Origin of the sequence: Caballeronia mineralivorans PML1(12), assembly GCF_001028175.1 — a bacterium.
GTDB classification, from domain to species: domain Bacteria; phylum Pseudomonadota; class Gammaproteobacteria; order Burkholderiales; family Burkholderiaceae; genus Caballeronia; species Caballeronia mineralivorans.
Genome location: NZ_AEJF01000249.1, coordinates 1 through 24,549, shown reverse-complemented (window position 1 = coordinate 24,549; position 24,549 = coordinate 1). Strand labels below are relative to the sequence as shown.

Annotated in this window: 21 protein-coding genes and 1 pseudogene; 12 read left to right on the top strand and 10 right to left on the bottom strand. The window is 59.8% G+C overall.

What is annotated here, in order from left to right; genetic code table 11:
- Positions 1–199: 199 nt before the first annotated feature.
- Positions 200–532, bottom strand: coding sequence for a helix-turn-helix domain-containing protein (locus tag EOS_RS40690; RefSeq protein WP_047897899.1), 333 nt, complete (start codon positions 530–532; stop codon positions 200–202).
- Between the two features lie 185 nt (positions 533–717).
- Between EOS_RS40690 and urtB the strand changes: the two genes are divergently transcribed.
- The 9 genes from urtB (at position 718) to EOS_RS45340 (ending at position 8,796) form a co-directional block, all read left to right on the top strand.
- A complete protein-coding gene (gene urtB, locus EOS_RS40685; protein ID WP_047897920.1) occupies positions 718–1,593 on the top strand; it encodes an urea ABC transporter permease subunit UrtB in 876 nt (291 codons plus the stop codon).
- A 109-nt stretch (positions 1,594–1,702) separates the two neighbouring features.
- Positions 1,703–2,671 (top strand): branched-chain amino acid ABC transporter permease, encoded by a 969-nt coding sequence (locus EOS_RS40680; protein ID WP_235443124.1) that lies wholly within the window; start codon positions 1,703–1,705, stop codon positions 2,669–2,671.
- Complete coding sequence (locus EOS_RS40675) at positions 2,671–3,405, top strand: ABC transporter ATP-binding protein (RefSeq protein ID WP_047897897.1); 735 nt, start codon at positions 2,671–2,673, stop codon at positions 3,403–3,405. The genes EOS_RS40680 and EOS_RS40675 overlap by 1 nt, the downstream gene beginning before the upstream one ends.
- Positions 3,392–4,132 (top strand): ABC transporter ATP-binding protein, encoded by a 741-nt coding sequence (locus EOS_RS40670; protein ID WP_047897896.1) that lies wholly within the window; start codon positions 3,392–3,394, stop codon positions 4,130–4,132. The genes EOS_RS40675 and EOS_RS40670 overlap by 14 nt, the downstream gene beginning before the upstream one ends.
- A gap of 8 nt (positions 4,133–4,140) precedes the next feature.
- The gene (locus EOS_RS40665; protein WP_047897919.1) at positions 4,141–5,319 is read left to right on the top strand and encodes an ABC transporter substrate-binding protein; all 1,179 of its coding nucleotides are present in this window, start codon (positions 4,141–4,143) and stop codon (positions 5,317–5,319) included.
- Between the two features lie 63 nt (positions 5,320–5,382).
- Entirely contained in the window at positions 5,383–6,810 is a 1,428-nt protein-coding gene (locus tag EOS_RS40660; protein WP_047897895.1) for an amidase family protein, read from the top strand.
- A complete protein-coding gene (locus EOS_RS40655; protein WP_047897894.1) occupies positions 6,807–7,349 on the top strand; it encodes an amino acid synthesis family protein in 543 nt (180 codons plus the stop codon). Before EOS_RS40660 ends, EOS_RS40655 begins: the two co-directional genes overlap by 4 nt.
- 66 nt (positions 7,350–7,415) lie before the next feature.
- Positions 7,416–8,450 carry a porin gene (locus EOS_RS40650; protein WP_047897893.1) on the top strand — a complete coding sequence of 345 codons (1,035 nt, stop codon included), beginning with the start codon at positions 7,416–7,418 and terminating at the stop codon, positions 8,448–8,450.
- Between the two features lie 187 nt (positions 8,451–8,637).
- On the top strand, positions 8,638–8,796 hold the full coding sequence (locus tag EOS_RS45340) for a gamma-butyrobetaine hydroxylase-like domain-containing protein (RefSeq protein ID WP_082163719.1): 159 nt from the start codon (positions 8,638–8,640) through the stop codon (positions 8,794–8,796).
- A 706-nt stretch (positions 8,797–9,502) separates the two neighbouring features.
- Here the strand turns inward: EOS_RS45340 and EOS_RS40645 are convergent.
- From EOS_RS40645 to EOS_RS40620, 6 genes are all read right to left on the bottom strand, one after another.
- Complete coding sequence (locus EOS_RS40645) at positions 9,503–10,240, bottom strand: SDR family oxidoreductase (RefSeq protein ID WP_047897892.1); 738 nt, start codon at positions 10,238–10,240, stop codon at positions 9,503–9,505.
- A 134-nt stretch (positions 10,241–10,374) separates the two neighbouring features.
- Positions 10,375–11,187, bottom strand: a complete 813-nt coding sequence (locus EOS_RS40640; protein WP_047897891.1) for an isocitrate lyase/PEP mutase family protein — start codon at positions 11,185–11,187, stop codon at positions 10,375–10,377.
- Between the two features lie 52 nt (positions 11,188–11,239).
- A complete protein-coding gene (locus EOS_RS40635; RefSeq protein WP_047897890.1) occupies positions 11,240–12,415 on the bottom strand; it encodes an MFS transporter in 1,176 nt (391 codons plus the stop codon).
- A 136-nt stretch (positions 12,416–12,551) separates the two neighbouring features.
- Positions 12,552–14,030 carry an efflux transporter outer membrane subunit gene (locus EOS_RS40630; protein WP_047897889.1) on the bottom strand — a complete coding sequence of 493 codons (1,479 nt, stop codon included), beginning with the start codon at positions 14,028–14,030 and terminating at the stop codon, positions 12,552–12,554.
- Positions 14,027–17,218, bottom strand: a complete 3,192-nt coding sequence (locus tag EOS_RS40625) for an efflux RND transporter permease subunit (RefSeq protein ID WP_047897888.1) — start codon at positions 17,216–17,218, stop codon at positions 14,027–14,029. The genes EOS_RS40630 and EOS_RS40625 overlap by 4 nt, the downstream gene beginning before the upstream one ends.
- Complete coding sequence (locus EOS_RS40620) at positions 17,215–18,465, bottom strand: efflux RND transporter periplasmic adaptor subunit (protein ID WP_047897887.1); 1,251 nt, start codon at positions 18,463–18,465, stop codon at positions 17,215–17,217. Before EOS_RS40620 ends, EOS_RS40625 begins: the two co-directional genes overlap by 4 nt.
- Before the next feature lie 264 nt (positions 18,466–18,729).
- Between EOS_RS40620 and EOS_RS40615 the strand changes: the two genes are divergently transcribed.
- Entirely contained in the window at positions 18,730–19,260 is a 531-nt protein-coding gene (locus EOS_RS40615) for a winged helix-turn-helix transcriptional regulator (protein WP_326972980.1), read from the top strand.
- A gap of 84 nt (positions 19,261–19,344) precedes the next feature.
- Here the strand turns inward: EOS_RS40615 and EOS_RS40610 are convergent, their stop codons facing one another.
- Positions 19,345–20,247, bottom strand: a complete 903-nt coding sequence (locus EOS_RS40610) for a LysR family transcriptional regulator (protein WP_268760401.1) — start codon at positions 20,245–20,247, stop codon at positions 19,345–19,347.
- Between the two features lie 343 nt (positions 20,248–20,590).
- Here EOS_RS40610 and EOS_RS40605 point away from each other — a divergent pair, with 343 nt between their 5' ends.
- Together EOS_RS40605 and EOS_RS40600 are read left to right on the top strand one after the other, a co-directional pair.
- Positions 20,591–21,094 (top strand): DUF1993 domain-containing protein, encoded by a 504-nt coding sequence (locus tag EOS_RS40605; RefSeq protein WP_047897885.1) that lies wholly within the window; start codon positions 20,591–20,593, stop codon positions 21,092–21,094.
- Between the two features lie 474 nt (positions 21,095–21,568).
- A pseudogene (locus tag EOS_RS40600) lies at positions 21,569–22,612 on the top strand (IS1182 family transposase); the annotation flags it as partial.
- A gap of 924 nt (positions 22,613–23,536) precedes the next feature.
- Here the strand turns inward: EOS_RS40600 and EOS_RS40590 are convergent.
- Positions 23,537–24,277, bottom strand: a complete 741-nt coding sequence (locus tag EOS_RS40590; protein WP_047897883.1) for a Mut7-C RNAse domain-containing protein — start codon at positions 24,275–24,277, stop codon at positions 23,537–23,539.
- On the bottom strand, positions 24,241–24,549 hold a 309-nt coding region (locus EOS_RS48590), incomplete at its 5' end, for a hypothetical protein (RefSeq protein WP_235443123.1). The genes EOS_RS48590 and EOS_RS40590, both read right to left, overlap by 37 nt.

Genomic DNA, 24,549 nt, shown 5'->3' with positions numbered 1-24,549 from the left:
GAATGCTGTCGCGGCAAACGCAGGTTATTGCTGACATCCTGCGCTCGCGTGGTATTTGGCCTCGGCGAGCGTGAACGCAACGATGGCTGATATTGTTGCCAACGTCTTCAACTCGTTCTGGCGTTACTCGGATTTGTGGTTGGGGAGCGCTGAACTTCGTGTGCGGAGGTGGACTAGCGGGTGTTCTACTAAGAAACTCTTAACTTTTCGCCTCTGCCAGCGTTTCCGCGGTAGCAAGAAGTGCCTTTTTCTTCTCTTTGCTGAGTCGTCCTGCGGTGATGATCAGATTCGCCAGGAGGTCATCTTCTTCGTAGAGAAAGCTGGTCGGGACGTGGAGTGCCTTGGCGAGGTGCTGGCTGGTCTGTATGCCGGGGGCATGTTTGCCCTTTTCATACTGGTTGACGCGCGCGCTGGCTGAAAACTCGTCTATTCCAGCGCGAATGCCTAACTGTTCCTGCGTTAAACCCGAGCGCTCGCGAGCCTGTTTCAGGCGCTTTGGAAAGATAGATGAACTCGCTGTGTCTCGGGCCATCCTCAGAGTTTCTTAGATTCTTCTTGATGTTTTACTAAGTAATTCTTAGTCTTGAGGCTAAGAATTACTTAGTCTGTGGCGATTTTTGGACTTGCGCGGACGGCCAGCACAACCCGAGCAGAACGGGTTGCCTGCGAAGCGGCGCGATGTGGCTCGAACAGGGCAGAAATCTTGATTGGCAAACCATGACGATTATCTTCAATATCCTCAGTTACGTGAGCATTCTGGCCCTTGTGGCTTTGGGTCTCGCCATCGTGTTCGGCATGATGGACATCGTGAACCTCGCTCATGCCGAGTGGGTCACGATCGGTGCGTACACACTTGCAGTTGCCCAGTCGCTAGGTGGTCGGGATGCGTTCTGGGTTGCGCTCGTCGTTGCGCCTGCGGTCGGGGCGGCACTTGGGTGGGTGCTGGAATGCTCGGTGATCCGCCTGCTGTACAAACGCCCGCTCGACACGCTGCTCGCGACCTACGCGGTGAGCCTTATCCTGCAGAAGGCACTGGAACTCGTCTTCGGTACACAACCGATGCTGGTGTACGCGCCGTTTAACGGTGCCGTGACGGCATTCGGCGCGACTTACCCTGCCTACCGGATCTTCATGATTGGCGTCGCCGTTGCGGTGACAGCCGGTTGCTGGCTGGTGTTTTCGCATACGGGCTTCGGCACGCAACTGCGCGCGGTCATCCAGCACCCGGCGATGGCCGAGGCTGTCGGCATCGATACGCGGCATCTGAACCGCATTGCGTTCGCAACTGGCGCAGCGCTCGCGTCGCTCGCCGGTGTGCTCGTGGCCCCGATGGTCTCGGTGGAGTCTCACCTCGGCGTGTACTACCTTGGCAAGGCATTCTTCGTGATCGTCCTGGGTGGCATCGGCTCGATTGCCGGAAGCCTTGTTGGTAGCGCCGTGATCGGTACGGCCGAGACGCTATTCAGCTACAGGGTCGATCCGTCGCTCGCGTCCGCACTCGTGCTGATTCTGTCGATCGTCGTGATCCGTTTCAGGCCGCAGGGTCTGATACCCGGATTCAGCGCCGCCCATCAGCTTCTCAGCAAGAGGTGAATCCATGTTTCAGCGACTCAAGTTGCATGCGGGCCTCTGGCTGTCGCAGCCGAGGCCGGGATCTAGCGATGTACCGTTTGTCGTCGGGTGGGCCCTGGGGCTACTTCTCATGCTGATTCTCCCGCATTGCGTCGCGCCCTATGAGCTCTCAACAGTGCGCGACGCGTTGGTGATGGGGTTGCTCGCACTCAGCTACGACCTGCTGTGGGGCAAGGCGGGGGTATTGACGCTTGGCCACACCACCTTTCTCGGGCTGGGCGCCTACGGGTTCGCAGTTGCCACCGTGCATTTCGGACTCGCACCTGTTAGCGCAATCCTGATCGGGCTGCTGTGCGCGGGGACGGTAGCCGCTGCGGTTGGGTACTTCCTGCTTTACGCTGGTGTACGGCTGCATTTCTTTGCCATCGTCAGCATGGCCGTGCTGATCATCGCACAGCAACTCGCCACGAGCTGGCAGTCGGTCACCGGGGGCGACACCGGTATTCTCGGCATTCCGGGCATGTCCGCCACGTTTGCAGGACACTCGCTCGACCTCAGTAGCCCGCTTCGCTCCTGGTACGCCGTTGCAGCGGTCGTGCTGGCAACCGCCTGCCTCACATGGCTCGCATGCCGCAGCCGCTACGGCAAGGTGCTTGCCGCGATCGCCACGAACGAGTGGCGGGCAAGGGCCTGTGGCTATCACACGTCATTTCATCTGCTGCGGCTATTCGTCATTTCCGCGCTGCTCGCGGCGCTTGCCGGCTGCCTCATGGCCGCGTGTTCAGGCGTCGTGGCGCCGGACGTCTTTTCGCCGCTGCTTGCGACCGAAGTCATCCTGTGGGTCGCGGTCGGCGGCCGGGGCACGATTGGCGGTCCCGTGATCGCGGCAGTCGCATTCACGCTTCTGAAACAGAGAATCAGCAGCTACAGCACGGAGTTATGGCCGCTGTTGCTTGGCGCATTGTTTTTGGGCTGCGTGCTGTTTCTGCCAAACGGTCTCAGGTTCCGCAGGGGTGTGATCAATCTGCGCTGGGTCTGGCGCGCGATGACAGCAAGGCGAGCGTTACCCGGGGCACGCCGTGCGGGAGGAGGGCAGTAATGGATGAGCCACTCATGAAGGCTACACATCTGCGCAGGACTTTCGGCGGGATAGACGCAGTGGCAGATGTCGACATGATCATCATGCCGCACGATCTGCTATGCATCATCGGTCCGAACGGCGCAGGCAAGAGCACGCTGGTGGGCGTGCTGTCCGGGGCGGTCGCGCCAAGTTCTGGCGCGCTGTATTTCGCAGGAGAGTCTATGGCCCGCAAGGACATACATCAGTTCTGTAGGCGTGGTGTCGTTCGCAAGTTTCAGGGCACCAATACCTTTCTCTCCATGAGCGTGAGGGACAACCTCATCGTCGCGGGGCTCGGTGTTGCGTCGCATCGTGCATCGCCGATGCCCGATCCGGAAGCGATCCTGGACGAGGTGGGCCTGGGTGAGCAGGCGGAAGAACTGGCGGCCCGGTTGCCGCACGGGCAGCGCCAATGGCTCGAGATCGGCATGGCCATGATGTGCCAGCCGGCGCTGCTGTTGCTCGACGAGCCGGCTGCGGGCCTGTCGGCGAACGATGCACAGCGACTGGTACGCCTCATCCACCGGTTGCGCGAGGACTGCGCCGTGCTGGCCATCGAGCATGACCTTGGCTTTGTGCGTGCGCTTGAATGCGAAACATGGGTCATGCATCGGGGGCAGATTGTCCGGCGCGGCACCTATGACGACATCGCGCGGGATGAGGAAATCCGGCGCATCTACCTCGGACGGGGAGCGGGCCATGCTGCACATTGAAGACCTGTCCGCCGCCTACGGTGGCGCGCCGGTGCTGCACCAGATCGCGCTGGATATTGCGCCCAACGAGATTGTGGGTGTGCTCGGGTGCAACGGTGCCGGCAAGTCCACGCTTGTCAAGGCGATCATGGGGCTACTTCCACAGGTGACAGGCGATATCCGATTTTACGATGAACCGATCACGGGTCTGCGGACCCATGAGATCGCCCGCCGTGGCATTGGCCTCGTGCCGCAGGGGCGCTGGATTTTCCCGAAGCTCACCGTGCGCGAAAACCTGATGATGGGCACACGGGCCGCGGGCGGCGATATCCCCGAGATGGTGTTCGACTATTTTCCGGTGCTCAAGGCGCGCCTCAGACAGGAAGGTGGAACTCTCTCGGGAGGCGAGCAGCAGGTACTCGCGATCGCGCGGGCGTTATGCGGTCGCCCGAAGCTGCTGCTGCTTGATGAACCGTCTGATGGCGTGCAGCCGAATCTTGTCGACCTGATCAGCGAAGTCATCCCGGCGCTGTGTCGCGCGTCGCAACTCGCCGTGCTTCTCGTTGAACAGAACCTCGATCTCGTGCTGCGAAGCGCTCGGCGATGCGTTGTGCTCGAAAACGGACGCGTCGTCCATGCCGGCCCGGTCGATCCGGCCAACGGAGCGCTCGATGCACATCCATTTGCCCGATACCTGTCACCGACAGGTAGCCGTGAACCTCACTCACCTGTGGAAAACATTCTATGAACCCCGGGTTGAACCGCCGTACCTTCGTACACAGACTTGCGCTGGGCGCAGCCGGCGCCATTGGCATGCCAGGCCTCACATACCCTGCGCGGGCCGCGACGCCGCTCAGGATCGGACTGCTCGCTCCGCTCAGTGGACCGCTCACGCGGGTGGGCGAAGCCAACCGCAGTTGCGCCGCGCTCGCGCTTGATGAAATCAACGCAGCCGGCGGCCTGCTTGGCCGGTCGCTCGAACTGCGGGTCGAGGACACGCAGATGTCGACGGCCGTGGCGCTCGACAAGGCACGGCAGCTTTTCATGCGCGACGAGGTGGCCATGATCACCGGCATGGTGCTGCCTTCGGAGCGCGAGGCGGCCCTGCAGGCGGCGAGTGCTGCACAGCGGCTGGTTGTCTACCCGAACTTTGACGAGGGGCGCTGCCATGCGCAACTGTTGAGCACCGGTCTCGCGGTGAACCAGCGCATTGAGCCCACGATCGAGTGGCTCATGCGCGAAGTCGGCCAGACGGTATGCGTGGTGGTGTCGGATATTGGCAGCAACCGCCAGGTTCTGGTGCCTGAAATTCAAGCATCGGTCGGGCGTCACGGTGGCAAGGTCCTTGATGTGAGCTGGTTTCCGTTCGGCACGCGCGACTACGGCGCTGTGCTGCAGCGCATTGCCAGCCTGGGCCCGCAGATTGTATGGCACAGCATCGGTGATGATCCGGTGACCTTCGTCAAGCAGTACCGGTCGTTTGCGATGAAGCCGCAACTCGTGAGCGACATCGCGCACGAGTCGCTGTGCATCGCGACCGAAGGCGCCTCGACTGGCACGATCGGTGTGTCCTCATATTTCATGAGCATCGACAACGCTGCCAACCGCGATTTTCTCCAGCGCTACACCGCTCACTACGCGAATGCCCATGTGCCCCGTCTGGGGCCATACGCGGTGGTCCTGCCGCATGGCGAAAACACCTATGCCGGCATCCGGCTCTTTGCGCAGGCAGTGCGCCTGTCAGGCAGCGTTGAGTCGGAGCGCGTAAAGGCAGCGCTTCCCGGCGTCTCGATCGCACTGCCGCGCGGGACGACAGGTGTGAGCCGCGATGGCGCTCATGTGCTGTGCGAGACCCGTGTCGCACGGGCCAGGGCAGACAACCGATTTGAGCTTCTCGATTCGGCCGGGCAGATCGTACCAGTCTGCCAAAGCTAGCCGAGGCGGCTCAAACAGATCATTCCTCGAGGGTCGATTTTTCTGAAAACTAAGGACTGCGATATGAACGATATCGGAATGCTAAGCGTCAGCGAGCTGGTTGCGGGTTTCCGTCGTCTTGCCTTGTCTCCGGTTGAGGTCATGTGTGCGGTCCTCGATCAGGTAACGCGTATAGACCCCCGCGTGAATTGCCTGTGCGGGATCGATGAGGAAGGTGCATTGACAGCAGCCCGTGAAGCAGAAGATCGCTGGGCGAGACGCTCACCGTGCGGTGTGCTCGATGGCGTGCCCGTCTCGGTCAAGGATCTCGTTGCCGTGCGCGGCATGCCGACCCGGTACGGGTCGTTCACCGCGAGCGCTGATGCCGAGGACTTCGACGCGCCGGCAGTCGCGCACCTGCGACAGGCCGGCGCAATCCTGTTTGGCAAGACCACGACTTCCGAATTCGGCAACAAGATCGTGACGGACAGTCCGCTTAGCGGCGTGACGCGAAACCCCTGGGATACGCGCCGCTCCCCGGGCGGAAGTAGCGGCGGCTCTGCGGTGGCAGTCGCTCTCGGGATGGGGCCGCTGTCGCTGGCGACCGATGGGGGCGGCTCGATCCGCATTCCCGCATGCTGGAGCGGCGTGGTGGGATTCAAACCGTCCTTCGGTCTGGTTCCTGAGGGACCAGCCAGCTCGTTTGCAGCATTGTCTACGCTTGGGCCCATCGCGCGGTGCGTCGAGGATGCAGCACTGATGGTGGGTGTGATGGCTGGTCCGACGGATGCCGACCGGTTTGCGGGAGTTGACGGCGGGCGGGATTACCGGATAGGTCTTGCCGAGAGCATCGCGGGACTGCGCATCGCATTTAGTCCCCAACCGGCGGGTGTGCGTGTCGATCCTTCCATTGCTGCCTGCGTGGGAAAGGCGACGTGGCTGCTCGAAGTGCTGGGCGCGCATGTCGAAGAAGTCAAGGTACGCCCGCTTGCCGGTTATGTGGAGAGCAGGATGCATTCGATCCAGTGGGCCGTGCTCTTCGCGCAGCGTGTGCGGGCCATGAATATCGTGCAGCGGACCCAGTTGGACCCGGACCTGCGCGAGCTTGCAGCAGCAGGCGAGCGCGTGAGCACCGCGGCGTTCGTCGACGCGCTGGCCGCACGGCATACGCTCGCGCAGGAGATGGCCGGTTTTTTCGAAGAATACGACCTGTTGGCGACGCCGGTTTTCCACGTGGGACCGCCCGAGGTGCCCGGCTTGCCCGAGGCACTGCTCATGGCGCCGCCGCTCACTTCCTGGTGTAACCAGACCGGCCAGCCAGCCGCAAGCGTGCCATGCGGACTGACGCACGAGGGGCTGCCAGTGGGCCTGCAGATCATCGGCGCGAGAGGAGCGGATGCGCTGGTACTGCGCGCGGCGCGCGCCTACGAAGCTGCACGTGGTCCGTTTCCCGCACCGCCGCTCGTGCGAGACCTCGCGGAGAGCGCGAAGCCGCAGGGGGACGCGTCATGACGCAGATATCCAGGTTGGTGATCTACGTGGTCGAGCGCTGCGCGGAGCTCGGCGTAGCCGTTACGCCACCCCACCGGCAGGTGGTCGCAGCGGCGGTCCTTAACGTCGAAGACGTGCAGGCAGAAGCGGTCCTCGAACCACTGTATGAACTGGGCGCAGAACTGGGCTCGCTGCTCACTCGGCGCGCGATAGCGGCACTGGGCACTGCGCCGGCTGACATCCAGAGCTATGGCAAGGCGGCGCTGCTTGGAACGAACGTGGCGCTCGAGTGTGGCGCGGCGCTGCTTCATCCGCGCCTGGGCAAAGCCGTGCGGGCGTGTCTGCCAACAGCCAGCACGATCATGCCATCGGTCACCAAGCGCGGCGCGCCTGGCGCTTGCGTTGACATTCCGCTGCACGGGGTCGCCGACATGTGGAGCTTCGACCATTTCGACACGGTCTCGCTCTCGGTGGCAGACGCACCCGCTTCGCACGAGATCGTGATCGCAGTCGCACTGGCCGATCGAGGGCGGCCGATGGCACGCGTGGAGCCTGGTTGAGAGCCGCTTCTGGCAAGGCTCAGGGAGTAAAGGGAAACAATATTCACGAAGAAAAAGGGGAAAAATATGCACGACAGGCAGTGGGGAATTCGCAGCAAGCTCGCGGTGGTGGTGACGCTGTGCGTATTGAGTGGCATGGCCCGTGCGCAGTCGTCCGTGACGCTATATGGGCTGGCCGACGCGTTTGCGGGCGAGGTGCGTGCAGCTGGCGCCAAGGGCAACGCGTGGGAGGTGGGTTCGGGCGGAATGACCACATCGTACTGGGGGCTCTCGGGCACCGAGGATTTGGGCAACGGCCTCAAGGCCATTTTTACGCTCGAGGATTTTTTTCGCGTCGCCAGCGGCAAGTCGGGTTCGTTCGACAGCCAGTCGTTCTTTGGACGCAACGCGTTCGTTGGCCTGAGCGGCGATTTCGGGGAAGTGACGCTCGGGCGCAACACGGCGCCGCTGTTCGTATCGACATTGCTGTTCAATCCCTTCGGCAATTCGTTCGTGTTTTCGCCAATCGTGCTCCATAGCTATCTGGATTCGGCCATGGGCGTCGCCTCGGTGCAGAGCGACACCGCACTGGACGATTCGCTGCTTTACCAGACCCCGCAGCTCGGTGGTCTGTCAGGCAGTCTCCTCTACAGCAACGCCGGTGTCGCGGGGCACGCAGGACAGGCGAACTACAGTGCGAACGTGCTGTATTTCGCTGGGCCGTTCTCGGCGACGGCGGCCGTACAGAGTCTTCACACAGCGGCGCTGCTACTGAACGGAGCGACCACTCAGACGACCTGGCTGGTCGGCAGCGCGTATCGCCTGGCAGCAGTAAAAATCTACGCTCAATATGAGCGGGTCGATAACAATAGCCATGTGACCGACGACACGATCCAGCTGGGTGCGAGCGTGCAGTTGGGGGTGGGGAGCATGCTGGTGTCGTGGGCCGGCACGCGACGGCGTCCTGCGGATGGGGCCAATATCCGGTGGTCGACTGCGGCGCTCGGTTACGACTATCCGCTATCAAAACGCACCGACGTCTACGCCGCATATCGGTACGACAGAATCACCGATATGTCCTCGGGCAGTAGCCTGGGAGCAGGACTGCGCCTGAGGTTCTGAGTGATGCCCCGTTTGCCAGGCTCAAAGCACAGGAGCCTGACATGTCGCGCGGGGGCGACATCATCAATGGCGCGCGAAGTGCGGGCGGCGCCGCCTTGATCGCCGGACGATCGTGCCTCACGCCGTTGTTCACTCGGCCCGGTTGACAATCAGCAGATCCAGATAAACGCGGCAGCGAGCGCCACGCATGATGCGAAGCGCTCAGGGAGACGTCGAAGTTGTCGACATTCATTCGATGGTGTACGGCGTGCAACTCATCTTCAGCGACGGCCACTCGCAGGCGATTTTTCCGTGGCCGTTTCTCGAGGCGCTCGGGACCGCTGCTGCGTGGGAACCGAATTGTTGAGACCAGACATCCATATTAATCAACGGCTTGCTCACGAATTCGGTCACGCCGCAGACGACGCCTGAACCGAATTCGTGAGATTCGCCGGATTCGAGACGCGAAATAGTTGGACTGGCCGGACGTTGCGATCGGCCCGTGTTGCTCCAGTCGCGTGGGGCTGCGTGTGTTAAGGATTGTAGGACGCCTGCCCGCCGGCTTCCCGGCGCGCTTGCAGGCCGGCTGTTTAGGGCAGGCGTCCTACAATCCTTAACATTCAACGTCGGCCCGGGTTCGGCCATGAGAAGCCGCTCATGACTCGCCTGCCTACGACCGCTCAGTCGCTCTTATCAGACCTTTAAGGGATGGCCATTCAGGAGCGATATGGGTCGACCGAGCGGAACTCGCAGGCACACCAGAAGAGTCAATGGGCGCATGGCCCGTTTGATAGCTTGACGGCCGACGTGGTTGTCGAGTGGACGCGATCGCTCTAATTGCAACGTCGACATTCCAAGGCTACTCAAATGCCGGGAAGTTAGACATTTTTCGATGTAGAGCGGTTTGCTCCTGAATTGAGATTCGATAAAGACGATATTGAGCTGCTGGCTACGTGACGAGCAACACAGCGGTTTTTTCGGCCGTGATATCTCTCTTACGCTTGCAGCACACGTTTTCGAGTACGAAACTCTACTCCCACGAATCCCGCCCACTCCGACGCCGGTGTTTCGCTTTAAGCGTTGGCGCCGCCATCAACGGTAAGCGTGGCGCCGCTGACGTAACTGGCATTGGCGCTTGCAAGGAAGACCACTGCTTGCGCGATGTCTTCGCCTTTGCCGTAATCCCCTGTGGCCGTCAGCGATTTCAACGTCGATGCGAACGGACCTTCCACCGGGTTCATGTCTGTGTTGATGGAACCAGGTTGGACGAGATTTACCGTAATCCCTTGTGTGCCGAGTTCTCTCGCCAGGCCTTGGGTGAATGCGACGAGAGCGGACTTTGAGCCAGCGTATACGCCGAGCACCGAGGCCGGGACGCGATTGGCAAAGTAACTGCCTATTGAAATAATCCGTCCCCCTGTCTTGAGATGGGGAATCGCGGCTTTTGAGGCCACGATCGGCGCACGCACGTTGACGTGAAGCATCGCGTCGATGTCTTCGATGGAAATATCCTTTACATCGCCCATCCGAAGAATGCCGGCGTTGTTCACCAGGATATCGAGCCCACCCAGTGCTTCCACAGCCTTCTGCACCGAGGCTTGAACCTCCGATGCACTTGCGCTATCGGCTTGGATTGCAAAACTGCGCCGGCCTTGCGCTTCGATCGCCTTCACAACGCCGGCCGCCTGTTCGGCCGACTTCTCATAGGTGATCGCCACATCTGCGCCAGCAGCCGCTAAAGCCTTCGCGATTGCAGCGCCGATACCCCTGCTTGCCCCTGTGACCAGAGCGCGTTTGCCATTAAGCATCATTACAACCTCCATGGTGTGTCAATCGATACCGACTGTTCTGAGCGAACGTCGGCATGTTTAAATAAATTCGTGTATCGATCACCGCATAAATTGGCATTCCAGCAGCAATCGAAGGTTCGAAACAGCCCCGCCTCTCACGGGTTCCTCAGTCCTGCGAAAAGACCCTGAATCTCGGAATATGGCAACGGCCGGTCATTGATCGATTCAGAACGACCGCTCTCCAGAAAGTCTCGTGCGATGGTCTTTGCTTTGCCGAGCACGACCTGCGAGATGCCGCTGCCAGCACTGAGTCGACGAACGCCTTGCTTCCCGAGGGCCACCGCATCGGCGAGTCCCGGAACCGCCATGACGTTAAGAGGCAGACGGGTTGCGCCGACAATGGTCTCAATATCGGATGGGTGAACAAGAGCCGGCAGGAAAAGACCATCCGCACCGGCCGATGCATACAGCTTGCCACGAGCAATCGACTCTTTCGGCTGCATCGATTGTTCAACCAGGCTTGCAAGAAACACGTCGCTGCGTGCGTTGACGAAGACGTCCGAACCGGATCTCACCACGGCATCCTTGATCGCCTCGATCTTCAAGGCGAGAAGCGATGCTGCGTCTGAGCCGTCTTCAATATTGATGCCGGCGATACCAAGATCCACCAGTCGCATGACATGGTCCGCAACGGTCTTGGGGTCATCAGAATAGCCATTCTCGATGTCGACCGACAAGGGCACGTTCAGAACGCGGACGATACGCCGAACAGAGCCGACGACCTCGTCGAAAGGGAGAATGCGCCCGTCTGGATAACCCAGCGCCCATGCAAAGCCCGCGCTTGTCGTGGCGATCGCCTGGGCCCCCAACGCCTCGACGAGACGGGCACTGCCGGCATCCCAGACATTCGGCAAGCGCAGCGGTGATGTGTTGTCATGTAACTGATGGAATGTGCTTACGTTAGACATTGCTTTTTCCTCGTATCTGGAATGGGCGGGACGTGCAAGCGCACTGGAAAACTCAAGCCACTACGACGTTTTTTGCCGTATTTTCGAACGATTCGATCCGCCGCGTCGCGAGCTCGGAGACGAGGATCGCGATGACCACGGGAATGCTTGCGAGGTAGCCCAGGCTGTGGCTGCCGATGACCGGGATCACGGCAGCACCTAGCGCGCCAGCGATGGCCACGCCAACATAGGTCGCCGAAGTATTCAGGCCGACCAGCACCGCGGTCATCGGCGGATTAAGGCTCGCGAGGCGGAACTGTTGCGGTACCAGCACACCCCATGCGCACGCCCCCCAGATCGTGACCGCGATCGCCGCGCTCCAAAGGTGTGCGCCAGTGATCGGCAAGGTGAGCATGATGACTGCGACAATACCAAGCTTGAAACGGACGACCTTGTGTGAATCGATCCTGTCGAGAATGCGTCCCGTCAACAGATTCCAGCAGGTTCCCGCCAGACCCCATAACACAAGCAGTCCACCCAGCACCAGGGCGTTGTGGCCAGTAGCACGGTCAAACACGACGGCGAAGTAGCTGAAGATGATGAAGGTGCCAATCTGAGCAAGCACGGTCGTGGCGAGCGTGAGTCCGACGCGGGAATCGGTGAGTGGAGACAGGCGCTTGCTGAGCGAGACGGCTGGCGGCAGCGGCACCTCAGGCAAGAACGCCAGGATACCGGCGAATGCGGCTGTGCCGAGCATGGCGACAAGCACCAACGTCCAGTGCCAGCTTGCGAGCCCGCCAATCACGGCACCAATAGGCGAGCCCAGCGCGGTAGCGGTCGTCAAACCCGCTACGATGATCGACAAAGCATACCCACGACGCTCTGGTGGTACCAGCGACGCGCCAGTTCCGCTGGCCGTCGGTGAGAACATGGCGGCACCCAGACCCGCGAAAGCCCGGGTAGCCAATGCAATGCCGAGGCTCGGAGCCACGATAGTGCCGAGATTGGCAATCACAAACAGTCCAATGCCGCTGAGCAGCAGACGCTTTCGTGCAATGTTCGCAGCGAGCGCTGCGATGGTCGGGCCAAGCAACGCATAGCTCAGGGCATACACGCTAATCAGCTGGCCAGCAGCCCCAATGCTCACGCCAAACGAATGAGCGATTTCAGGCAGGATGCCCGCGAAGACAAAGCTATCAGTGCCGAGCGCGAACATACCCAGTGCGAGTGTTAGAAGGCGGCGATCCATGTCGATCTCTCCTTGAGGACTGCGAGTGCAGTTGCTTGACGAAACTATAGAGAAGCCGGGCAGGTCCCACTACTGACCGGAAGTGGGAAGCTGTTCCCCAGAAACCGGATAGGTCGTATCACCTCGCCCGATCGAGTCAGTTGGTCTGGGCGACCTGCTGCCGAGGGGCATCCCATCCCCCTCCCAGCGAACGGAAGGTTCTCACTGCGGCGCGAGCCGCGTCTGCCTTCGTTGCATCGAGATCGTCGCGCGACTCAAGAAGTTGTCGATCGGCGTCAAGCACATCGGTCAGCGTGATCGAACCCGCGCGATACGCTTTCTCCGAAAGATCTCGCGCCTTCGTCAAGGAGTCGACCTCCTGTTGAATTTCCTGCGCACGAACCTCCGTTTGCGAAAGCGTCATGAAGGCGTCTTCCACGTCTTCGGTCGCTTTGAGCGCGGCCTCTCGATACTGCGCCAGTGCTTCCGCATACGACCCGCGCGCATTTTTGACCTCGGCGTCCACCTTGCCGAAATCAAACAGACGCCACTGCAGGGCTCCTGTCCCGACTGGTTGGAACGACTTAGCACTCAAGAAGTGACTGCCGGTGATGCTGTCGAATCCCAGTGCGCCGGTGAGTGAAATCTTCGGATAGTAGTCGGCAAGCGCCACGCCGATTGCTTCGTTAGAGGCCGCCAGATGGCGCTCGGCAGCAATGATGTCAGGGCGACGCCGCAGGACATCGACTGGTTGATCCCCGCTGCCGATGGCAGGCACGTCCGGTATCACGCCGGCGTTAGCGCCGAGTTCTGCCGCATAGGTTCCTGGTTGCGCGCCCATCAAAACATCGAGCCGATTCAATTGTGCTTCGAGCGCCACGCGCAAGGTCGGAAGGGTTGCTCGTGCCTGACGCAACAACGCTTCCGCCTGAGCCACCTCGCGTTCGTCAGCCGCTCCGGCTTGTTTGCGCGCTTTCACGAGTTCAAGCAGATGGGCGTCGGTATCCACCTGGTCCTGGGTGACTGCCATCTCCGCCTGCAATCCCCTGATTTGCAGGTAGGCGTCGGCAGCGTCGCCCGCGACCGTCACGCGCGTTCCAAGTTGGGCGGCCTCGGCCGCCTCCTCTTCGTCTGTGGCAGCCGCGTGTGCGCGTCTCAGGCCGCCGGCCAGATCGATTTCCCAGCTTGCGGTTGCACCCGCGACGTACTCCTTCTGATCGCGACTGTAATTGGGAAACGCGCTCGCAAGGGCGCCAAGGGGGCTATGCACGCTCTGATGTTCTGCCGAATACGATGCATTGGCATCGACCGTTGGAAGCAACTGAGCACCGGCCGCCTGAGCCGCGGCGCGCGACTGGGCGACGCGTGCGATCGCAGCCTCAAGACTCAGGTTTTGACCCAGCGCCCGTTGCACCACCTTGACCAGCTCCGGATCATTGAACCCGGTCCACCAGCTATCGAGGGTCGGGGCCGGCAGAGTGGTTTGCCGGTCAGCGACTATCTTCGCGTTGTGGAACGATGTCATCTCAATGTCGGGCGCAACATAATCCGGCCCGACGGCACAGCCCGCTAGGAATGCGCCGACGATTAGGCTACCCATGATCGCTTTCGATGTTCTGGATATGAGGGTGTTCATTTCGCTTCTCCACTGCCGAGTTGCCGGGGCAAGGCAGGTGTGTCCTTGATGCCGAGCTTGCGAACGAAGGCGTAAAACGCCGGGGTGAAAGCGAGCCCGAAGATGGTCACCCCGAGCATGCCGAAAAACACGGTGGTGCCGAGTGACTGCCGCATTTCCGAGCCGGCGCCGCTGGCAATGGCGAGTGGCGCCACGCCCGCGATAAAGGCGAACGACGTCATCAGAATAGGCCGCAACCGCACGTGTGCCGCGTGTGTGGCGGCGTCCTCCGCATTGACTCCGTCTTCCTCCTGCCGCTGCTTTGCGAACTCGACAATGAGAATCGCGTTCTTCGCGGCGAGTCCAACGAGCACCACAAAGCCAATCTGCGCAAGAATGTCGATCGGCATGCCTCGCACGTTCAGACCGATCGCCGCTGCGAGCAGGCACATGGGAACGATCAGCACGATCGCGAGCGGTGTCTTCCAGCTTTCATACTGCGCAGCAAGCACGAGGAACACGAACAGCGCCGAAGCGGCGAAGATCACGAGGGGCGACATGGTCTGCTCTTTTTGCTGGTGAGCGAGATCTGTCCACTCGTACGTGATGCCGTTCGGAAGGACCTGATCGGCGAGCTGTTCCATGCGTTCAATGGCGTCACCCGATGAGAAGCCAGGGCCGGCCGCGCCCATTATTTCCGCTGCCGGATACATGTTGTAGCGCGGCACACGATACGGCTGCGTGGTGTTCTTGAACGTTGCCACACTGCTGATCGGCACCATGTCGCCCGTTGCATTGCGTACCTTGAGTCTTCCAATGTCATCCGGTGTCCGCCGGAATGCCTCGTCGCCCTGGACACGCACTTGATACGCACGTCCCATGAAGTTGAAGTCATTCACGTATTGCGAGCCAAGATAGAGCTCTATGGTGGAAAACACGTCTGTTGGAGTGAGACCGATCTTTTCTGCTTTGAGTCGGTCGATATCCGCATATACCGACGGCGCGCCAGCGTTATAGAGCGTGAACACACCGCCGAACGTCTTGTCCTTGTTGGCTGCAGCCACGAGTGCTTGCGCGGCGTTGGCGAGCGCCTGTGGCCCTAATCCACCACGGTCTTCAAGCATCAGCTTGAAGCCACCCGCGGATCCCAGCCCCTGCACGGGCGGCGGATTGATCACGACGACCACCGCATCCTTGACATCGGCAACACGCTTACGGAGTTTGACCAGCGTCGACGCTGCATTGACGCCAGGGACATGTTTGCCATACAGCGAAGGCAGCCCGTAGAAAAGCGTCCCCACGTTGGGTGCGATCGTGCCGGTCGTCACGTCAAAGCCCGACACGGGTGACGTGTGGGTAACGCCTTTGAGTCCGGGGGTATCGAGCACGATGTCGTTGATCTCGCGAATCACCTTGTCGGTGCGTTCAAGACTGGACCCCGGGGGAAGGAACGCGATAACGGCCTGATAACCGATGTCCTGATCCGGAATGAAACCCGTGGGCATTCTCGACATCTGCAACGCAGTCGCAGCAATCAAGCCGGTATAGACGATCAGCATGACGGTCGTCGCACGAACGAATCGGCTGGTCATTTTCCCGTACCTGGACGACAGCCATTCGAACGACGCGTTGAACCGGCCAAAAACTGCATGATGCAAGCGGCCCAGCGTAGTCGAACCGCCGTGAGATTTCTCCATCTCGTGAGGCTTGAGAAGCGCCGCACACAGAGCCGGGCTCAGCGTCAGGGAGACGAAGCACGAGATGACTGTGGAGGCGGCGATCGTGATCGCGAACTGCTTGAAGAACAGACCGGAGATGCCGGACATCAATGCGGTGGGCCCGAACACCGCGCACAACGTGAGCGCGATCGCAATAATGGCAGTCGACACTTCGTTCATCGTTTGATGAGCGGCCTCTCGTGGCGACATACCGAGCGCCATGTTTCGTTCGACATTCTCGACAACCACGATTGCATCGTCCACGACAATCCCCACGGCCAGGACCAGTCCGAACAATGAGAGGTTATTGATCGACGCGCCAAACAAGGATAGGACAGTGAACGTTCCGACCAGCGACACCGGGATGGCTACAACCGGAATGATAGTGGCGCGCCAGTTCTGCAGGAACAGATAGACCACACCCACCACCAGCAGAATGGCGATGACGATAGTCTTGGCTACTTCGTGGATCGACTGGGATACGAATGTAGTCGGGTCATAGATCTTGATGTAGTCGATGCCGGGCGGGAAGCTTTTCTTCAACTCGGCCATTTTGGCCCAGACGTCATGCTCGACTTGCACCACGTTCGCATCAGGCGTGGCAATGACGAACCACGGCGTTGCCGCATACCTGTCGGCATAAGCCTTCGAACCGTAGTCTACGGAGCCGAGCTCAACACGACCAATATCGCGAATACGCGTGACGCGTCCCAGCGAATCCGACTTCACGACGATGTCGCCAAATTGTTCGGGCGTGGTGAGGCGGCCAAGCGCGTCGACGTTGATCTGGTAGGCACCCGTGCCATTGTTGGAGACAGGGGGCTGGTTGAGCACGCCTGCGGACACGGCGGCATTCTGCGCACGAAGCGCAGCCAGTATTTCGCCCGCGCTGATGTTGTGCGAAGCAGCTTTGTCGGGATCGATCCAGATTCGCATCGCGTACTGCCGCTCGCCGAACAACTGGAAGTCCGACACGCCCGGCAAGCGCGCGATCTGATCGCGAACCTTGAGCATGTAGTTCGACAGGTACTCGGGACTGCGGGAACCGTCGGGCGAATAGACATGAACGCCGAGCAGGAGAGCCTGAATGGTTTTCTTGACCTGGACCCCCTGCAATTGCACTTCGTTTGGCAGGCGCGAGAGCGTGTCTTCCACACGGCTGCGTGTCAGCAGGAGCGCCGTGTCTGGATTCGTCCCAACCTTGAAGATCACAGTGATCGTCAACTGACCGTTACCGGTCGACTGGCTCGAGATGTAATCCATGTTCTCAACGCCATTGATAGACTGCTCAAGAGGCGTTGCAACCGTGCGCGCAATGGTATCGGCCGACGCACCGGGATACGAGGCCGTGATCTGGATGGTCGTGGGAACAATGTTCGGATACTGAGCCACTGGCAACGACACCATGGTTGCCAGGCCGATGAGAACGACAAATATGTTGAGCACCGCAGCAAAGCGCGGGTGCTCGATAAAGAAGTGAGTCAGTTTCATGATTTTGCTCCTTCGTCACCTTGCTCTGCTGAGAACTGGATCATTCCTGTGCGGGGGGAAATCTTCGAACCAGGACGCACAGATGGAATGCCGTCAATAACGATCCGGTCGGTCGAGGCAAGTCCTGATCGGATCACTCGCAGGCCGCCGCGAAGATCGCCGATCTCCACCTTCCTGGGCATGGCCACGTTGTCTTCGCCGACGACGTACACCATGTGGTCTGTTTGATCGTCGAGCACAGCGGCATCGGGGACGAGCAACGCCGGTTGCGGTGCCGTCGTTGCCAACCGGACGCGGGCAAAGCCGCCAGGCGTCAACGACAGATCGCTATTGGGAATCGTTGCGCGCGCATGGATGGTCCCGCTCGAACGATCGAGCGTGTTGTCGATGAAATTGAGCGTACCGGTGCGCGCAAATCCACCGTCGCCTGTTGGCGAAATATTCACCGTGTCTTCCAACGGCCCTTTCTGGTTTTCACGGGAACGCTGGAAAGCGGCGTAGTCGTTTTCGCTGATGTCGAAGTCCAGATAGATCGGATCGAGCGAGACGATGGTCGCGAGCAGCGTCGTCGGGCCGCTGCCGGCGCGGCTGCCGGACACCAGGTTGCCGGTCGAGACGAGGTGTGTGCCAATGCGGCCTGTAAACGGCGCCGTGATTTTGCAGCGATCCAGGTCAAACCTGGCATCGCGAACCAGCGCATTGGCGTTGTCCACGGCCGCTTGCGCTACGCGTTGTTCGGCCATTTTCTGGTCGACGTTCTCGGCGGTTCCTGCTTCCGAGCGTTGTAGTTCCTGCCCGCGGGCAAGCTCCCGTGTTGCGAGCGCCAGTCGCGCATTCGCGGATTCAAGTTCCGCCGTCGCTTCGCTCAACTTGATCTGATACGGTTCCGGATCGATCTCGAAGAGCAGATCACCTTTATGGACGATGTCGCCGTCCTTGAAGTGGATTTTCGTGAGCGTGCCGCCGACTTGTGCACGCAAATCGACACGGTTGACGGCCGAGAACTGGCCGAGGAACCCGAGCCGACCTTCAATATCGCGCTGCAATGGCGCGCTAACCGTGACAGACGGAGGCGGCGGTGCGGCAACGGGGGCGGCACTTGACCAGTGCATGTGGAACGCCGTCGCAGCCACGGCGACGATCACAACGGCAGCAAGACCTTTACCGACCCATCGAACGGGACCGTGTTTCGCCGGGCTTTCCGGAGCGGCGGCTCCCACCTCGGCTTGCTCAATTTCATTATTCATGGCATTCCTAAGTATGTTGATAGATTGTACGAAGATGAGGTTTTCTCAGCTCGCCCGTTAAGTAACCGATCTATGCTGTCTCATATGAAGACGGCATGGGTAATCCGCGATGCGGCAGGGATCCGAGGCAACTTCCCCGCGAAGATCTGCCGACCAAGTTTCGTGACGCAACTATAGGTAACGCCGTTGCGTCACGCTACTGGCCGAAACCGGGAAGCTGTTCCCCACAGAATGGTTAAGTTGCGTGATAAAACTTGAGCTAGGATGCGTTTCATCATGTACAGAAAACGCTTCAACGGGATGAACTGTTCGATCGCTCGGGCCCTCGACGAGGTTGGCGAATGGTGGACGCTGCTGATTGTTCGCGAGTGCACGCAAGGCAGCAGTCGCTTCGACGAATTTCAGAGCGGGCTTGGTATTGCCCGCAATATCCTTGCGACACGGCTTGAGCGCTTGATCGAACTGGACATTCTCGAACGCTTCCCAATCGCGGAACGTGCGAATACTTTCGGTTATCGTTTGACCTCAAAAGGGGCGGACTTATACCCGGTGCTGGTCTCGCTCATGCAATGGGGGGACAAGTGGCTTGCGACAAATGGCAAGCCGCCGATCGAATTGGTGGAGCATGCGAGTGGGCGCCCCGTAGAGGTCGTTGAGGTTCGCACAACGAGCGGCCAGCCGCTGATGTACCAGGACGTTCGATTTGCTGCCGGTCCGGGCGCGACGAAAACGACGCGGGCCGTCATAGAGAACCGGAACGACCGGGTACTGGGTGATCAGACCGAGGAGGCGTGAGCTCCGACGACTTATCGGCCATGGGTCGACAGCAGCAAGCGCGTGGTCCGAACATGACGGCATGCTTAGGGACGCGAAAAAATGCTAGGCCTGCGTTTGCTTGCCGAATCGGGATAGTGATTCCCTGAGTTTAGGAGCCGCAAAGTCGATGAAATGCCGCAGTTTTATGGGCATGAGATTTCTGGACACGTGAACCAGATGGACTGGTACTGGTTCAATCTCAAACTGTGGCAGGAGTATCTCGAGTTGTCCGTTCCGAATCGCTTCATCGGCATCGTGTTCGAAGACGAAGGTGATGCCTGCGTTGTCCACTGCGGCACTGACTGCGGCGTCGGGCGACGTGACCTCGAGCCGTGGCTTCACTTCGAGCATATAAATCTTATTGCTCGTGGGAAGACGGAATCGCCACGGCGACAGATAGGGGCTATTGAAGACCACGCATGAATACTTCACGAGGTCGTCGGGTTCGCGCGGGGGCGGGTGTTTGGCGACGAAGGCCGGGCTCGCGCAGACGATCGGCCGCAATGAACCGATGCGCGTGGCGATCATATTGCTGTCGGGGAGCTCTCCGATTCGCACCGCGAGATCGGCATGCGAATCAATGAGGTCGATGTTTCGGTCGGAGAGAAGGAGTCGAACCGTAATGTCCGGGTACTGTGCCAGGAACTGATTGATGACAGGTAAAACATGCAGGCGACCAAGCTGCACAGGTGCAGTAACAACCAGTTCTCCTCTTGCAGTCGCAAACTCACCCGTGGCTTCGCGCTCCTGTTCACGCACGAGGTCAAGGATGCGACGCGCAGCCGCGACGTATGACATGCCTGCATCGGTCAATGTCAGCTTTCGCGTGGTTCGTATCAGCAGCCGGGTTCCAAGCACCTCCTCGAGATCGGCGACCTTGCGAGTAAGCGTGCTGACCGGAATTTTCAGTTCGCGAGCTGCCGCCGACAGGCTTCCTCTGTCCACTGCGGTTAGCAACATTTCCATGGCTTCTAGTCGGTCCAACGCATTTGCTCGCGTAAGGTCAGGTCGAAGTATTGTATGGGAAGCGGCCACGCAAGATCTGGAATCTCAGGCGCACACACAGCATGGGAAGCGCACCGCTACGAAATCGATTTGGCCGGCCTCGTTGCAAAACAAAACTGAAAGATAATCGAAAGCTTTCTGATCGCACTCGGATTCGCGCTGATTGGATCGGGAAGGACGCGTGTCAAAGGAAAATCCATGATTGAGAACAAGCGTCTTTCGCCGCGCGTTGACCCAGAGCCGATCTTTCACGGTGTCATGTCGTAGCGTTAGTTAACCGAAACACATTTCCCTGGAGACGCCGATGTATGCACAGGCTATTGCGCAATGCGCGCAAGCAGTAAGAGCAATCGAGACTTATCTCGACAAGGCGGAGCGCTGCGCGAATGCGAAGAAGTTCGATGTTGCCATTCTGTTGTCGACGCGCCTCGCTCCCGACATGGGAGGGTTGCTCTATCAGATACAAAGCGCTTGCGATTATTTGAAGGGCGGGGCCGCTTGGCTTTCAGGACAGCAGCCACCACGACATGAAGACAATGAGCAAACGCTTGACGAAGCGCGTGTGCGCATTCGCAAGACGATCGACTTCGTTCAAAGCGTGGCGGTAGACCGGTACGCCGAAGCAGCTAATCAAATCGTAAAAGTGTCCTGGGTGCCAGGCAAGCTGACTGGAGAAAACTATTTGCTGCAGATCGTGATTCCGAATGTCTACTTCCATATAGCAATGGTTTACGCGATTTTGCGCACGAATGGAGTCGACGTTGGAAAAATGGACTTCATTGGCCCGGTCAATGCCTTCGACGCTTGAGTAGCGGGCGGCCCGAGTCGTTGTTGAAGAAGGGGACCGAGGGAAGCTGACGCTTTTCTCGAAGATGACCTGTTATTAATCTCGTTACGATGAGCGGCCGCCTGTCAAGCAAATACGGACTTTGACTTGCAGAAGACGGCTGTCCTCTCGGGGTCGACTTCGGTCGATCGTGTATTCCATCAAAGTCGAACCTCAGAGCTTTTTCGAAAGCACCTCGTCCAAATGAGAAGGCCGGTCGCGTCGAAGGCGGACCGCCTTTCTCTCGCCCACGAATCCGGCGTACTGCTGTTCGTGCAACCACCATAACCGCATCACGGCCCAACTCAGCATGGAAAGGGGGCGACTTCTCGGCGCGACCTGGCCGCCGGTCCGGAACATGCATGCGACGGTGGCGCAAACACAGTCTTGGCCTGATGTGCCTTCGCAATGCCGGTCCCGGCCTACGGATGGACAATTTCATGAGAATTTGGACAGCTTTTTCGAGAAACAACAGCCATTGACGGCAGCAAGTTCAAGGCAGTCAATACGCGCGATCGCAACTTCACAGAGGGTAAGGTCGACAAGCGCCAGAAGCGGATCGAGCAGAGCATCGAGCGTTATCTGAACGCGCTGGAGACTGCCGATCGCACACAACCCCCTGAGCTTGAAGCAAAGACGACTCGACTGCAGGACAAGATCGCGCGCTTGCGCGAACAGATGCAAAAGCTCGAGCAGATCAAGGAGCAACTCAAGACTGAGCCTGACGGGCAACTCTCGACGACCGATCCCGATGCACGCTCCATGGCGACGAGCGGCAAGGGCTCAGGAATGGTGGGCTACAACGTACAGGTGGCAGTTGATGCCAAACACCACCTCATCGTGGCTCACGAGGTCACAAACTCTGGCAGTGACCGGGCGCAGCTTAGCCCCATGGCAAAAGCTGCGCGCGACGCGATGGGTAAGACCAGACTGCGGGCAGTCGCCGATCGTGGCTACTACAGTGGGCCTCAGATCAAGGAGTGTGCCGATGCGGGGATTGCTGTCATGCTGCCGAAGCCGACAACATCAGGTGCGAAATACCATGGCCGATTCGACAAGGCAGACTTCATCTACATTGCGCGGGACGACGAATACCAATGTCCAGCTGGAGAACGGGCAATTTACCGTTACACCAGCGAGGAACACGGGATGCAGCTACACCGATACTGGAGCAGCGCCTGTTCGCAATGCAAAATAAAGTCACAGTGCACGCCAAGCGGCGAACGACGGATAAGTCGATGGGAGCATGAGTCGGTGCTGGAAGCAGTCCAACGTCGGCTGGACAAGACGCCCGATGCGATGACAGTGCGCAGGCGAACCGTCGAACATGTCTTCGGAACGTTCAAGCACTGGATGGGCTACACGCACTTCCTGACACGAAGGTTGCCCAACGTAGGTACCGAGATGAGCCTGAACGTACTTGCCTACAATCTCATGCGAGTGCTGAGAATCCTGGGCTTTAAGAAGACGATGAAGGCGATGCGGCTGGTGGGTGCGTGAGCATCCCAAGGTGCTAAAGCACACCCAGAACAGCCTGTTAGAAGGCGTCAGAGCCGTCTAACGGTGCGTTTTGTCGCCGCATTGGCCGCAGAAACGATTAAACGCGCGCGGCGGCGTGAATGCTGCGCGCCCTGTTGCGGGTCTGAGGAGGTTTCCACACACCCTCGGTCGACTTCGGCCCGATGCTTCGCTCGAAAGCGGCCATTCGTTTCGCCGTGAGCACGATGAACTGCGACTGGCCGCAATGGCCGAAAAGCCGTTGGTTGCTGCGGTGTCTAACCGGCGCGTCGGAACGATGAGATGGTCGGCATACTCCCATGCACGCAGCGACGGGGCCTATGGCCCCGCTCAACGAGCAACCTGACGCGTAGGGCAGTGAAGCGCAGGCAGAGCGAAAGGCGTACCTGTTACCCTCGATTGATCGCCCACGCTCACTGGCCAAGCGTCATCAGTGACGGTTTCGCATCACGTCCCAACAGTGCCGATGATCCATTCGCCTAAGCTGCCGCTGCCGCGCCCATTCACGACGATAGTGGCCAGCGACGAGCACCGCAGCGACGACCAGCCCAAACGAACCCACGATAATCCCCGTCCACGAGTCAGTCACGGAAGACTCCTTTCGATTGCGGAAATCTGATCGGGCTTTCAGGACGGTATCGATCGGACTCCGATCGAACTGCGCTTCATTCGCTGGGAACTTGATTTGTGCCGTGAGCCAATTCAGCTGACGGATTGCAGGTGCGGACGTCTGTGTCGACTGCGGTGTTGACTGCGTGCCGCACGCGCGGGCGACCATCTTAATGCGCTCTCTGCTCAATGATCAATATGTGGGAAGAAACTTTTTTCAGATGACTTTCGTGTGACGATTTTCCTTTCGTCGCCGTGCCCGGATTCCGAAACCGCTTGAAGGTCGGCAAGGGTGCATTAGCTCGGGACGAGGCCGTCGAGCAAGGCAAGCATGCGCTGCCGATGCCAGCCTTCCCAGAAGATCCGTCCGCAGACATCGCAGTTGGCGAACCGCTCGTAGCAGTCGAATACTGGCGCTGGCACGCGTTGCTGCACCAGTGATTTGTCGATGCCATGCAGCAGCGCGTTGCAGTGTACGCATAAAGTGAAAGGCCGCGCACTGCGCGCGAGGTCGAGCCGCGCGAAGATCTCGCGGAGCTGCAGCGCGGACTTGCGCGCATGCACAAAACAGCCGTGCGTGATCTCGCGGCGCTTGAGCAATTCGCAATCGCGCGTGAGTACGATGCGGTGATCGCGGGCGGCGATGGCTGCGATCGCGCTGTCCTCGAAGCCGGTGTCGAATAGCGTATCGAAGCCGGTCATGCGCAGCAGGTGTGCGAGCCCGCCAAGATGCACATCCGCGACAAAGCGCGTCACGCGCAGCGGATGGTCGCGCAGGTGCAGCAGGGGCGTGACGTCGAATGCCTCGAAGGTCGGATAGACGGCGACGCGATCGCCTTCGCGCAGGAGGCGGTCGAAGCCGGCCGATTCCCCATTGATGAGGATCAGTTCGACCTCGGTATGCGGGACGCCGAGCGCTTCCATCATGTGCTTGACCGTCGCGGCGCGCGCACAGGCCCGTTCGAACTCCCGTTGGCGCAATGCAGGCGGAAGGAAGTCGTTCAGCTCTTCGTAGAACCGGAAAGTTGCGGTGACCATTGGACAAGTATCGCACCGCGGGCGGGTGTGCCTGCGCCCCGGCCTGGCTCGCCACCACGGTCGCATTCGCATCTCTGCTCTGGTCGAAATGACGCGCTCGCCGAAAGTCGCACCCCGGTCGATTCTGTTGAAAAACAGCTGTTTTTTAGCATGACGAAAAAATCCAGCGCGGCGACTTTGCCTTTTATATCGTCAGCAAACATGGGAATTTGATCAAAGCTGCGACTTCGTCGTTCGTCACGCAGTCGCAATCTCCGACTTGTCATCTCTAG